The sequence below is a fragment of the Flavobacterium luteolum genome, from assembly GCF_027111275.1.
Classification (GTDB): Bacteria; Bacteroidota; Bacteroidia; order Flavobacteriales; family Flavobacteriaceae; genus Flavobacterium; species Flavobacterium luteolum.
The window spans coordinates 2356705-2370855 of sequence record NZ_CP114286.1 but is presented as its reverse complement, the minus strand read 5'-3'; the positions used below and the strand labels follow the sequence as shown (position 1 = coordinate 2370855).

The following is a 14151-nucleotide window of genomic DNA, read 5'->3' as shown; positions in this document are numbered from 1 at the left end:
ACAAAATCAAACCCGAATTGATTTAACTAAAAATTAATTAACCAAATCTGAAAATCCTCTGAAAAGATTCAGAACAGATTTATAAAAAACTAGAAATTATGAAAACAAATTTAAAAAAAATCGGACTTTTAATACTCGCTATGACAGCGTTTGCAAGTTGTGACAATACTGACGGAGACGATATTAAACTTTCTCCACCAACTTCGGCAGCATTTAAAAGCATTAGCGAAAAAGGAGTAAAAAGAAACACGCAAAATTTTACCATGACCGCAGGAAATGGTGTTGTCACTTTAACTTCGGCTAAAGGTGTAAAACTTAACATTAATGGAGACTGTCTAACCAAAAATGGAAATCCGGTAACGGGACAAGTCGATATAGAATACATTGAACTTTTTGACAAAGGAAATATGCTGGTAACCAACAAACCAACTATGGGAATTACAGCAGACGGAAAGAAAAATCTTTTGATTTCTGGAGGAGAATTCTTCATCAAAGCAACTCAGGGGGGAGTCGAATTACAAACTTCATGCAGTATGAACATGATTGTTCCAACGGCATTAACAAATGGTCTTGATAATTTAATGACTTTATGGACTGGAGTTATTGATGAAGATGGCGAATTGGCCTGGAGAGAGGCAAAAGCAAATGCTGACGGAACTGGCGGAAAAGGTGGCGTACAAGGCGAAGGAAACAATTATTATGTAACTTTTGGAAACTTTGGATGGACAAACGTAGACCGTTTTTACAGCGACCCTAGACCAAAAACAACTCTTTTGGTAGATGTACCAGATGGATACAATAATACAAACAGTGCTGTTTATCTTTCTTATGATGGAGAAGGCACAAATGCTCTTGCTAAGTTGGATACGTTTACTGCTGAAGGTTTATTTAGCGAGCATTATGGACAAATTCCGATTGGATTAGCATGCCACATCATTTTTGCTACTGAAGATAATGGTAACTGGCGTTATGCGATAAAAGGAGTGACAATTTCTGCCAATGCGGTTTACGAATTTAATTTATCCGAAACAACAGTCGGTACCGAAGCTCAACTGATTGCAGCAATTAATGCCATACAGTAGCTTACAAATGCTTTTTTTGAGAAAAAGTGGTGATTTGCTCATCACTTTTTTTTACATTTAATCTTGTTTGAGATTTCATTCAGAAATTTTTAAACCTCAAAACTATCTAGTTATGAAACCACAACTGTCTATTTTCTTTATTCTATTTTCTATTCTCGCAATAGGGCAAACCAAAGTGAAAGACACCATAACGCGAAGAGCCAATATAGGTTTTATACAAAACGGAAATCAGGTTTCTTTTAAACCCGAAACACCGCCTTTGATTCCGATTGCAGGTGCGCCAAAACCAAGTTATTCTTATTTATGGGAATTGGGAGACGGGCATTACAGTAAAGAAGCCGAACCTAAACATGTTTATAAAAGCAAGGGCACTTACACCACAAGACTTGCTGTAACCAATAATTACGATAACGGAAAACCTCCAGCAACTCGCCCTAAAAAAGTGGCCATCAACGACATTACAAATACGAATTATAAAGACATTGCTTCTATTGCCGATCAGAATGGTTTTGCGATTATTAAAAACTGTGATCCTATTCCAGAACAGGAAATGGTAGTCGTTGTGAGTTATCAAAATCTGGAGAATTATGTTTCTAGCGGAAAGCTTTATTTGTTTTATAATGAAAAGCAATTTAAACACAATAATTTCGAGTTAAGCGATTTCAGAACTTATGCGGGCGAACGTGAAGTAAAAGAAAACCTGGTCGTTGCGGTTGATGATTTAAATGATTCGAATAATTTTCTGGCTTCCGCCGAAGGGAATTTCAAAACCAAAAAATACCGAAATACCACAACCGAAGAAGATTTAGACGCTTCTCTTTTAAATGCCAATAAAACGTATCATAATGTTTCTATTTTAGAATTTGATGATGCAAATCCTGGAGAAACCCGAAATATTTTTTATACTTTCAAAACTACTCCCGAAATGATAAAAGATACCAGCGCAACAGTTACAATGCGTGGTATTTTTGTGCCGAATAGAAGTTATAAAAACCACAAAGTAAAAAATCTGGAAATGGAAATTGTGACTTCTCATGATCCAAACAAAATGGGGTCTAACGGAAGTTTTATGAATTACAGATTAGTGCGTTTTAAAAGAGTAAATTTTAAAACGCGTTTTCAGAATAATGGTGAAGGTCCTGCAAGAAAAATTCGTCTGGAAACCGATATCCCGGAGATGTTCGACAAAAAAACTTTTCAGATTGAAAGTATGTATCCAGAATGTCCAATTTGCCCAAAAGGAGAAGAACCAACGGTAAGCTGTCTCGATACGATCATCAAACAAAAACAAATTATTTTTACCTTCAAAAATATTTATCTGCCTGGAAGCGAACAGAAAAATGTAAAGGAAAAGGATTCTACAAAAGGTTTTGTAAAATACTCCATGAAATTTGGCGAAGATTTTCATAAAGTAAAAACCAAAAGCCGAACTGCAATTATATTTGATAAAAATGAACCTATAATTACCAATTATGCTACTACCCGATTCTTGCCCGGAATTTCGATTGGCGCAAAAGCTGGTTATAATTTTTATCCCGATTTAGATAAATCGACCAGTTATTTTGTGGGCGCGACACTTTCGCCTTTTAAATCGTATCGCTTTTATTGGCAGGTAGAATGGGAAAATGCTTTAAACAAATACAACAGTGACGTAAATGTCTCCGAAGAGTTTAATACAAATGCCAACGGAACAAGGCAATTGGTGCGAACCACAACTGCAACCGAAAATAAAAATATCAATTGGGAAATTCCAGTTTTGATTCGCTACAACATCAATAATTATATCGGAGTTGGAGCAGGAATTCAGGCAAATGTCAATGTTTATTCAGAACAAAATCAGACGATCACAATTGATACTTATGAAGGCGATAAGGGAAATTCTTTAATCAGTTCGACAACGAATTCAAATACCATAAAAAATAATTTTACAGATGTTAAAGTAGGTTTTTTATTTGATCTAACAGCTGGTTTTGCTAGAATCGGACCAAGTTTAGGTGCGCGTTATGTGATTAATTTTGAACAGAATTTTAATTATTTTCAGGTTTATGGAATTTGGAAGTTTTAGTTTTTTACCATATAAGTGATGTAAGTTCATATTAAAATAACTTGATAAAGTTTTAATATATTTATGAAAATGAGGTAAAGAATTGAAAACTTATATTAACTTAATGATCATCAAAATTATGCTCAACAATAATATGAACTTACATCACTTATATGGTTTTATCCTTCTTTTCCTGAGTCTGAATGTTTACGGACAAAATCAGGAAGATAAAATATATAATGCTGTGGATAGTTTTACCGCAAATCCTTCCACGGAAGCGTTACAAAATTTAAGAAGTATCGAAACTGATTTTTGGAAAAGTGCCAAACCTAAAACCAAAGAAGAATTACTGGCAATTGTAATTTTAAATTGCAATAAAGCGTATTATGAAAATCAGTTTGGGCAGACTTTAGATGCTATAAAAAGCTATGAAAAAGCGTGGATGATTTACCAGAAAAACAAATTAAAAAACTACGATATTACCGAATTCTGCCTGAAACCTTTAGGCAATTTGTACACGATTTTAGGCGATTATAAAAATGCCGAAAATACTATTAAACAATATTACTTTATTGCCAACGAAGAAAAGAATGAAAAGCAGAAAATTGCGGCCATCCTTAATTTATCAAACGTTTATCAAAATTCAGGAAAAGTCCATGAGGCTATTGAAATAATTGAAAAAACGCTTCGTTCAGAAAAAATAACCTCTTCTCAAAAAGGACTTTTATTAAACAATCTAGGCGCAAATTATCTCTTAAGAAATATCAATGAAGATTTTACTGAGGCTGAAAATGCTTTTTTGAAAGCCATTCCTTTATTAAAAAAAGATAAGGCACTTTCAGAAAATTTATATAACACTTACATTAATCTTTATAGAATAAAACTCGACTTTAATTTAAAAGATGCTACTTTATATTTTGTAAAAGCACAAGCCATTTTTGAAAAATTACCTCAACAGGAACCTAGAAAAAAAGCACAATTTTATCTAGAAAAATCCTTTTTATTATTGAAACAAAATAGTTTTGAAGAAGCGCAAAATGAACTTACGATTGTTTATAAAACATTATTGCCTAATTACCAAAGCCAGAAAAATATCCTTCCCGATAAAAATTCACTTTATGCCGAAACTGTTCTACTCGATGCTTTAGATTTACAGGCAGAACTTTATCTATCTCAAAATGAACCCAAAAATGCATTAAAAAGCTATGCTCTTTCTTTCTATATTGAAGAATTATTTCAGTCACTTTTAATCTACGAAGATTCTAAAATTATATCTCAAATTAGAAATCGAAACCGAACAGAAAAGTGTCTTGATATTTATAAATCTCTTTTTGACAGCGAAAAAAAACAAAGTTATATTGAAGATGCTTTTAAACTTGCAGAAAAGACAAAATCTGTAGTTTTAAAAGATCATTTGAAAAACGTTGAATTACTTTCTAGAGAAGAAAAATTGATTTTGCAGCAGATGCAAAACTGGAACACCATTATTTTGAAAGAACAGCAAAAACAAGATCTTGCAGATATTTCAAAAATAAATGAAGCCATCCAGAAACAGAATAAATTAATGTTGCTGCTAAAATCAAATGAAGAAAAAAATAACAAAAAAAATCAAACTTCGTTCGACTTGCAAAAGCTTTACGCCAAACTTGATAAAGATGATGCTGTACTGTACGAATATTTTATGGGTTATAAAGCAATTCATCTATTTGTCGTTCAAAACAACAAAATCCAATTAAAATCAATTTGTATTGGCCATATATGCAGTGAGCCGATAATAAGATTTATAAGTTTTTTTGATAATCCTGAGAATATTGTCAGCAATGTTGGAAGCTACCAAAAAACAGCATTTTTTACTCATAAAAAACTTCTTTTACCTCTAAAATCGGATTCTAAAAATCTCATTATTATTCCTGATGGGCTGTTGAACTTCTTACCTTTTGAAGCTTTAATAACAAAGGAATCTAAAACGACAAATTTTGCCAAAATGCATTATTTACTGAATGATTTTGATATTTCGTATAATAATTCTGCCGAATTGTATTTGAATGCAAATACGCTTTCAAGTGGCAAAAAAAATATTCTAGGTCTTTTTCCCGTTTTCGGGAAAACCAATTATGAACTTCCTTTTTCAAAAAATGAATTGCAATCTATAAAACACAATTTTGACGGACAGTTTTTTGAAAATGAAAATGCCACTTTTTCAAACTTTAAAAATAATGTTACGGGAAAATCAATTATTCATCTGAGTACACATGCCTCTTCGGGAGATTTTGAAATTCCGGCAAGCATTAAATTTTACGATCAGGAAATCCTGTTTTCTGAATTATACAATTTACAGCTCAATCCAGATTTGGTGGTTCTGAGCGCCTGCGAAACAGGAATTGGAAAATTGTATAAAGGCGAAGGCGCCATGAGTATTGCAAGAGGTTTTCAGTTTGCAGGAGCACAAAATCTCTTATTTTCTCTGTGGAATGTAAACGATTATACTACTTCTGTTTTTATGGATTATTTTTATAAAGATCTTAAACATAATTCTTCTTTTGTACACGCAACAGCAAATGCAAAAAGGAAATTTTTAAAAGATGAAAATATTCCCAATGCAAAAAAGTCTCCTTATTACTGGAGTGCTTTTGTCTATTACGGCACTCTTGAAAAACCTGAAACGCAAACCAATTATATCTTCTATATCATTAGTTTTTTGGCTGTAATTGGCTTATTTTTGAGTTTCAATCATTACAGGAATGGAAAATCTTCACGAAATTCTCAAAAAAGAGAATTATAAAAAAATAAAATTCAAAATCACTAAAACTCAGCATTTGCAGATAAAAGCCAAAATAAATGGCATTTCTGGCAATTTCATTTTAGACACGGGCGCATCCAACACTTGCGTGGGTTTTGAGTCTATTGAGCGTTTTGAACTTTCTGCAAAAAATTCTAAAACAAAAGCTTCTGGAGCAGGCGGAACTGGAATGACAACTCAGATTTCATCTAAAAACAAATTGCAATTGGGAAGCTGGAAAAACAAAGATTTCAATATTGTAATTTTTGATCTTTCGCATGTTAATGAAGCTTTAGAATCTTTTAAGGCCAAAGCCGTACATGGCATTATTGGCGCTGATGTTTTATTGGAGGGAAAAGCGATTATTGATTATTTTAACCATTATTTATATTTAAAGTAGTATAATTTGTTTTTTTGATATATTTGTTTCGCCATTTTAACAAATCTATCCTTATGAAAAAAACTCTACTTTGTTTTCTTTTTTTACTGCCTACTTTATTTTTTGCACAGATTAGCCCTCTCAGTGGATGTCAAACGTATCCAATATTTAATTTAACAACTCGCAATGCTGAATTAATCGGTAACTTAAATCCTAACGAAACTACCGTAAGTTACCATTTAAGTCTTAATGACGCTACTGCTAATACAAGTCCAATTCCAGATCCAACTTATTTTGTTTCGCCTCAATCGCAAATCGTTTATGCGAGAATAAACAATAAAGGTACTATTACAACAAATTTCTTTCAATTAATCTTCTATCCGACTGAGCAGATTGTGGCTTTAACAATAAATCCTGACTGTAATGAACCTCGAACAAGAATTCAATTAGTTTCAGTTCTGCCAGGCGCGAGTCAAAATTTTAGCTATTCGTTAGATTATGGACAGACGTATCTTCCTAACAGAGATTTTTATCTGGAGCCTGGCGATTACACTATTCTAATAAAAGATTCTTATAATTGTAAAACTGACATTCCTGTTTTTGTTCAGGTTAAACCTTATATACCTTTAAAAGCAAATGCAGTTGTAACAGAAGGCATTAACTGCGGCAACAAAGATATTGTTACAATTACAGGAAATGGAGGAACATCTGTATATACTTATTCTTTTGACGGCATTAATTATTCCAATTCAAATACTTCAAGCGACTTAAACGCGGGCGACTATACTGTGTATGTAAAAGATCAAAATGGCTGTATTGCTTCAACAAACGTTTCGGTCAATCAGTATAAATCTACTTTATCTTCGGTTCTTATTATAACCAATCCTACTTGTAATAACAAAGGTTCAATTAAAATTGTTACCGAAGGCGGAAAACCGCCATATCAGTATTCTATAAACGGTGCTCCTTATATAGCTAGTCAAGCATCTAGCTATACTTTAGCCAACGTAGAACCAGGCTCTTATTCTATAACAACAAAAGATGATGCAAACTGCACTAGTAATTTAATTTGTATCGTTAACGAATATCAGCCATTAGCGCTAGACGTCATCACAAAAGATGCAATTTGTCCTTACTCATCTGAAGGATCAATTCAAGTAAATGTAACAGGCGGTATTTTTCCGTACAAATATTTACTTAGAAATGCTGCTGGCACTGCATTAACAAACCAACAATCGTCTAATATTTTTGAATATTTAAGTGCCGGCGATTATACTGTTGATGTTACCGATAGTGCTAACTGCAGTATAAAAGCATCGATGATTCATATTAGTCAGCCTTCTTCATTAGATGTAACAGTAAGTATTGAAAATCAAACTGTAACGGTAAATGCTATTGGAGGAAATGGTAATTATTTGTATCAGATGGATTCTTTTGATCGAAAATCTAATAATGTGTTTACAAACGTAAGTTATGGAGATCATGAAGTTATGGTCATTGATGAAAAAGGATGTGCCACATTGCTGTATATAACGGTCAATCCGCCAGCGCCTTTAATAGATGGTAAAAAAGAAATGATTTTAGAGTTTAAATCTGGACAAACTTTGGGTGATCTTGTTATTGATGGTCAAAACATTAAATGGTACAGTAGACCAGGAACTTCTCCAACCGGAAAAACAAGTAAAGTTGCTATAGAACCCTCTTTACCATTGTCTACGGTTTTGGTTGATGGTGTAACGTATTATGCCTCGCAAACAATAAACGGAATCGAGAGTAAAGAACGTCTTGCTGTAACAGCCAAACTAAATGGCTCGCTTTCTACTCCAGATTTTGATTTGACTGACTTTCAGTTTTACCCTAATCCTGTGAAACATATTTTAACGATTAAAAACAAATCAATAATTGAAGACATTCAGATTTTCTCTGTTTCAGGACAATCTGTTTTATCAAAAAAAATAAATAAAACAAATTCTGAAATTGATTTGTCAAATCTTGCTAAAGGATTGTATATTTTAAATATAAAATCTGACGGAAAAGAAAAAGCTTTGAAATTTATTAAAGAATAAAACTTCACCACAAATAAAAAAAGCCTTCATAATTTAAATATGAAGGCTTTTTTTATTTTAAAACATTTCTGTTTATTATTCCATTTCTGTTTTCGGAACTGCATGTTTTTTCAATGAAAAATAAGCAACAACTGTACTCAATAACATTAAAACTCCCCCTAAAATAAAAGGTGCTCCTGCAAATTTAAACGGCGCATCATCATGTGTGAAGAAATAAAATGTATTGGCCATCATTGGCGGACCAATAATCGAAGAAGCACTCATTAAACTGGTCAAAGTTCCTTGAATTTCTCCTTGTTCGCTAGGTTCGACTTTACTTGCTACAACAGATTGCAATGCTGGTCCGGCAATTCCGCCAAGACAATACGGAATTAAAAATACAAACATCATCCAGCTTTCTGTTGCAAAAGCAAACAATAGCATTCCGATGGTATATAAAGCTAAACCAATGTAGATACTTTTCTCATTTCCTATTTTCGGATTGATGTATCGAACTAATCCTCCTTGTACCACTCCGACCAATAAACCAATTATCCCTAATGAAATTCCGATCATTCTTTCATCCCAATTGAATTGATAAATGGTAAAGAAACTCCAGTTGCTTTGTACGGCATGAGAACCTACATACAGAAGAAATATTGCAACGATTAAACCAATTAAGGTTGGGTGTTTTCTTAATCCTAAAATAGCTCCAATTGGGTTGGCACGTTTCCAATCAAAAGGTCTGCGGTTTTCTTTTTTAAGCGATTCCGGCAGAATGAAAAATCCGTAAAGGAAATTCAGCATACATAAAACTGCTGCGGCATAAAAAGGCACTCTTGATCCATATTGTCCTAAAAGTCCACCAATAACTGGTCCGATGATAAAACCTAATCCGAAAGCTGCACCTACTAAACCAAAGTTTTTAGCTCTGTTTTCAGGTGTACTAACATCGGCAATATAAGCTGAAGCGGTTGTAATACTGGCACCGGTAACTCCAGCAATAATTCTTCCGATAAAAAGCCAGATAATAGTTGGCGAAAATGCTAATAAAAGATAATCTAATGAAAATCCGAAAAGGGAAATCAAGATAATTGGCCTTCTTCCAAATTTATCACTCAAATTTCCAATAACGGGAGCAAATACAAACTGAGTTATCGCATACGCGAAAGTCAACCAGCCGCCAATTTTTGCGGCTTCACTGATATCTCCGTGAATTAATTCTTCGATTAATTTTGGTATTACAGGAATAATAATTCCCCATCCTGTAATGTCTATTAACATGGTTATAAAAATAAAACCAATAGCTGCTGACTTGTCTTTTTGTAGCATAGTTGTTTTTGTAAGGTGATGCAAATAAACAGATTTTTCGATTAACAATAAAAAAAATCCCAAATTCCAATTTAAAGGAACTTGGGATTTTTCATTGTGAAATTCCGAATTCGGGCTCGGAATTCCACTATCAAAAATTAAAACTATTAATGAGTATGTTTCGGATTAAAACCGTCTTCGCTTAATTCAGTATGCACATAATCGGCATGCATTTCTGCTTCGTAGTCGATTTTTTCTCCTTTAGAGAATTTTCTAATGATTTTCTCCATAATATCATAGATAACTGGTACCACAATTAACGTTAGGAATAATGAAGAAATCAAACCTCCAATAATTACCCACGCTAATCCGTTTTTCCATTCAGCTCCTGCTCCAGATGCCAATGCAATCGGGAACATACCAAATACCATCGCAATTGTCGTCATCAAAATCGGACGTAAACGAGCGTGGTTTGCTTGGATTAGAGCGTTTCTGATTGATTCTCCGGCTGCTCTTCGCTGATTCGTATAATCGACAAGCATGATCGCATTCTTACACACAAGACCAATCAACATGATTACCCCTAAGATGGTAAAAATATTCAAGGTATTGTTTGTTAATGCTAGGGCGAATAAAACTCCAATGAACGAAAGCGGAATAGCAAATAATACAACAAACGGGTGAACGAAACTGTCATATAATCCAACCATTACAAGGTAAACCAAAATAATAGCGGCTAATAATGCGATTCCTAAAGTACCAAATCCTTCTGATTGATTCTCTTGGTCACCACCCCAGATGTAATTAACTCCTGTAGGTTTTTGCAATTTATCTAATTTTGCCTGCCATTGCTGAACGATTGTTCCTGCTGGTACCCCAACATTCTGACCTTGTACGGTTACAGAAGCTGTTTTATCTCTACGCTCTAATTTACTTGGTCCAGAACCTTCAGTAATTGTAGCAAATTGGTTTAATTTAATTTGCTGACCTGCATTGTTGATGAAAATCAAGTTACTAACGTCTGTGATATTTTTTCTATCAAATTCGTTGTATTTAATGTTGATATCGTACTCGTATTCACCAGCTCTAAATTTACCGTCTGTATTACCACTGTAAGCAGTCTGCATAGTTAAACCAACTGTTTGAAGTGTTAGTCCTAAAGCAGCCATTTTATCTCTATCAACCTGAACGTTGATCTCTGGATTTCCGTCTTCAACTGTTAATTTAATCTCAGTTGTTCCAGGAATGGTACGTAATTCTGCTTCGGCAAGTTTAGCAAATTTCATTGCGCTTTCTACGTTTGGACCAGTTACGATCAAACCTAGAGTTGCATCCTCAGCAGTACCTAAGATACCTACTGGAACTGTTTTTACTTTTGCTCCAACTAAAACTTTTTCCAGTTTACGTTTTACTTTTGCAGCATAAACGTTGGCGTCGTCTGTACGATCTTTTTGATCAATCATTTTAACGTCAATCTCTGCTTTGTATGCAGTTGCCTGAGCAGCTCCTAAACCTTCACTGGTTTGACCAACTGTTGTAATCTGGCTGAAAACATATTTCTCTCCTTTTAAGAAAGCTTCTGCTTTTTGCGTCATAAAGTTGGTTTGCTCTAACGAAGCGTCTTTTGGCATTTCAATTTGTACTAAGAACTCACCACTATCAGATGATGCGAAGAACTCTCCTCCAATATATCCACCTCCCATTAACCAGAAGATCGTTCCAAAAAACATTACTACAACTGCAACTATTGTTTTAATATAGTGATCTAAACACCAGTTAAGCAAGTTTGATACCCAGTTTGTAAAACGAGTCAAATAGCTTTCGAAACCAAGGATAATTTTTCCGAAAAGATTTTTACCTTCAATATGCTCTAGTTTTCCAAAACGAGAAGATAACCATGGAATAATTGTAAATGAAGCCAACAACGAGAACATTGTAGAAATAATTACCGTAACACAGAACTGGGTAATAATGTTCGATACTAATCCTGTACTCATTGCAATTGGCAAGAACACTACCACAATTACTAATGTAATCGAAGTTACGGTTGCACCAATTTCGGCAGTTCCGTCATAAGCCGCTCGAATTCGGCTTTTACCCATCTCCATATGTCGGTAAATATTCTCTAGTACCACAATCGCGTCATCCACAAGAATACCTACAACAAGAGACAAACCAAGTAAAGACATTAAGTTAAGTGTGTAACCTAACAAATAAATTCCGATAAATGTCGCAATCAAAGATGCTGGAATAGATACCATTACGATTAACGAGTTTCGAATACTGTGCAAGAAGAACAACATTACAAATGCTACCAGAATAACTGCAATTAACAAGTCATGTACAACAGAATCTGCTGCTTCAAGCGTAAAGACAGTACTGTCTTTTGCAACCTCTAATTTCAATTGAGCCGATTTGTAATCGCTCTCTAAAGTTTTAATTGTCTTAATCAATTGCTCACTTACCGCAACGGCATTAGCATCTGATTGTTTTACAATTTGAAGAACAATTGCACTTTTTTGATCTACACGTGCAATTTTCTCTGCAATTTTTTGTGTATCCTGAACATCAGCGATATCGCCTAAACGAATTTGAATTCCGTTTTGAGAAGAAACTACTAAGTTTCTTAATTCGTCAACATTCTTATATTTACCCGCTAAACGGATTAAGATTTTTTGGTTACGAGTCTGGATGTTACCTGTAGGGAAATCCAAGTTTGAACTCAAGATAGTCTGCTGTACTTGTGGAACTGAAAGTCCGTAACCTTGCATTTTTACTGCATCAAGGTTTACCTGAATCTCACGCTCTTGACCACCAATAATGTTTACCTGAGCAACCCCTTGTACACGAGATAAAACTGGCGCAATCTTTTTATCGATCAAATCGTAGAAAGCTGCTTCATCCATTTTACCATTCGCACCAAGCGTCATAATTGGTAAATCACTCAAAGAGAATTTAGTCAATGACGGAGGATCTGCATCATCTGGAAGATCACTCAAAATCGCATTAATTTTACGCTGAGCATCATTCATCGAAATATCAACATTCGCATTTGAAGTCAATGTAATTGACACAATCGAAAGACTCTCATAAGATTTCGAATCGATTTTCTTGATATTTTCTAAAGACGCAATCGCATCTTCAATTTTTTTCGTTACTGTATTTTCAACCTCACTCGGAGAAGCTCCAGGATATACAGTTGAAACCGTAATAACGTTGGTTTCGAATTTTGGGATCAGCTCGTAGCCTAATTGGCTGTAACTGAACAATCCACCTAGTGTCAGAATTGTAAACAATACAATTACCAACGACGGACGTTTTATGGATATTTCGGCTAATTTCATATATTTTTTCTTTATGCTTTAAGCTGTAGGCAATAGGCTTTAAGCTTTGGAATTGCTTATAGCCTATAGCTTAATGCTTATAGCCAAATAATTATTTAATAATTTCTACTGTATTTCCGTCTTGTAGGTTGATTTGACCAGTCACAATTACAGTTTCTCCGTCATTTAAACCATTAATGATTTCAACTTTATCTCCTAAAATTCTTCCTGCCACTACTTTTCTTAATTTAGCAACACCGTTTTCTACAACAAAAATTTCGTTACTGCTCACACTACCAACAAAAGCATTTCTAGGAACAACTTTCAAGTTTTGTTTTTGACTCTTCGCACCAAAGTTTGCCGTTCCGTACATACCTGCTTTTAAGTCGTTGTTAGCATTGTTTGTAATTTCAATTTCTACAGGGAAATTTAAAGAAGCATCTGCTTTTGCAGCAATGAAAGTAATTTTTCCACTAAATGATTTATCAGGATAAACACTTGCTGTAATGTCTACAGTTTGTCCTAATTTTAAACTAGCAACTTGAGTTTCGTTTACTGTAACAGTTAATTTTAATTTAGAAACATTTACAATATCAAATAAAGCAGTTGCAGGCATTCCTGCTAAAATAGAACCTGGCTCGATATATTTTTTATTGATGTATCCGTTAATTGGAGCTTTTACTCTTGTATCTCCAACATTAATTTTAGCTTGAGTATAATTAGATTGAGCATTAGTTAAAGCTAATTTTGCTTGATCTAATTGCTGTTTTGTAACACCACCTGTTTTGAAAGCATTTTCATATCTAGCATAATCAGATTTTGCGTTTTGATATGCTGCTTCAGCTGCTTGAGCGTTTACATTGATAACGTCACCTCTTACTGTTAAAAGAGTTTGGCCTACTCTTACATAGTCACCTTCTTTAACTAACACACTAATTACTTTTCCAGATTTTTCAGCAGAGAAAGTCAATTCCTGAATTGGTGCGAAGTTTCCGTTTGCAGTAAAACCTAAGTTAACATCTTCTGTTTTTACTGTAGCCACTTTTACAGAAACTGCTGCGTTTTTTTCTGCTACAATTGCAGTTTTCGCTTCATTTTCTGCCTTGTTCTTATTTAGAATGTAGTTAATCCCGACAAAAGCCACGACTATGATTACGACTGTTATAATTATTTTCTTCATTGTAATAA

At 34.0% G+C, this 14151-nt stretch carries 8 protein-coding genes; 5 read left to right on the top strand and 3 right to left on the bottom strand.

The window, feature by feature from the left end; genetic code table 11:
* Positions 1 to 98 precede the first annotated feature (98 nt).
* The 5 genes from OZP10_RS10175 (at position 99) to OZP10_RS10155 (ending at position 8350) form a co-directional block, all read left to right on the top strand.
* Complete coding sequence (locus OZP10_RS10175) at positions 99 to 1082, top strand: hypothetical protein (RefSeq protein ID WP_281634535.1); 984 nt, start codon at positions 99 to 101, stop codon at positions 1080 to 1082.
* Between the two features lie 112 nt (positions 1083 to 1194).
* Positions 1195 to 3147 (top strand): PKD domain-containing protein, encoded by a 1953-nt coding sequence (locus OZP10_RS10170; protein ID WP_281634534.1) that lies wholly within the window; start codon positions 1195 to 1197, stop codon positions 3145 to 3147.
* Between the two features lie 118 nt (positions 3148 to 3265).
* Positions 3266 to 5908, top strand: coding sequence for a CHAT domain-containing protein (locus tag OZP10_RS10165; RefSeq protein WP_281634533.1), 2643 nt, complete (start codon positions 3266 to 3268; stop codon positions 5906 to 5908).
* Positions 5868 to 6305, top strand: coding sequence for a retropepsin-like aspartic protease (locus OZP10_RS10160; RefSeq protein WP_281634532.1), 438 nt, complete (start codon positions 5868 to 5870; stop codon positions 6303 to 6305). The genes OZP10_RS10165 and OZP10_RS10160 overlap by 41 nt, the downstream gene beginning before the upstream one ends.
* 53 nt (positions 6306 to 6358) lie before the next feature.
* Positions 6359 to 8350, top strand: coding sequence for a T9SS type A sorting domain-containing protein (locus OZP10_RS10155; RefSeq protein ID WP_281634531.1), 1992 nt, complete (start codon positions 6359 to 6361; stop codon positions 8348 to 8350).
* 75 nt (positions 8351 to 8425) lie between these two features.
* Here the strand turns inward: OZP10_RS10155 and OZP10_RS10150 are convergent, their stop codons facing one another.
* The 3 genes from OZP10_RS10150 to OZP10_RS10140 all read right to left on the bottom strand — a co-directional run bounded on the left by OZP10_RS10150 (position 8426) and on the right by OZP10_RS10140 (position 14143).
* Complete coding sequence (locus OZP10_RS10150; protein ID WP_281634530.1) at positions 8426 to 9661, bottom strand: TCR/Tet family MFS transporter; 1236 nt, start codon at positions 9659 to 9661, stop codon at positions 8426 to 8428.
* Between the two features lie 146 nt (positions 9662 to 9807).
* Positions 9808 to 12984: an efflux RND transporter permease subunit gene (locus OZP10_RS10145; RefSeq protein ID WP_281634529.1), complete on the bottom strand. Its 3177-nt coding sequence runs from the start codon at positions 12982 to 12984 to the stop codon at positions 9808 to 9810.
* A gap of 91 nt (positions 12985 to 13075) precedes the next feature.
* Entirely contained in the window at positions 13076 to 14143 is a 1068-nt protein-coding gene (locus OZP10_RS10140; protein WP_281634528.1) for an efflux RND transporter periplasmic adaptor subunit, read from the bottom strand.
* Positions 14144 to 14151 lie beyond the last annotated feature (8 nt).

Bases quoted from the DNA above. Each gene is read 5' to 3' on its own strand.
- OZP10_RS10175 (WP_281634535.1), top strand. From the start codon at position 99: ATGAAAACAAATTTAAAAAAAATCGGACTTTTAATACTCGCTATGACA.
- OZP10_RS10170 (WP_281634534.1), top strand. From the start codon at position 1,195: ATGAAACCACAACTGTCTATTTTCTTTATTCTATTTTCTATTCTCGCA.
- OZP10_RS10165 (WP_281634533.1), top strand. From the start codon at position 3,266: ATGCTCAACAATAATATGAACTTACATCACTTATATGGTTTTATCCTT.
- OZP10_RS10160 (WP_281634532.1), top strand. From the start codon at position 5,868: ATGGAAAATCTTCACGAAATTCTCAAAAAAGAGAATTATAAAAAAATA.
- OZP10_RS10155 (WP_281634531.1), top strand. From the start codon at position 6,359: ATGAAAAAAACTCTACTTTGTTTTCTTTTTTTACTGCCTACTTTATTT.
- OZP10_RS10150 (WP_281634530.1), bottom strand. From the start codon at position 9,661: ATGCTACAAAAAGACAAGTCAGCAGCTATTGGTTTTATTTTTATAACC.
- OZP10_RS10145 (WP_281634529.1), bottom strand. From the start codon at position 12,984: ATGAAATTAGCCGAAATATCCATAAAACGTCCGTCGTTGGTAATTGTA.
- OZP10_RS10140 (WP_281634528.1), bottom strand. From the start codon at position 14,143: ATGAAGAAAATAATTATAACAGTCGTAATCATAGTCGTGGCTTTTGTC.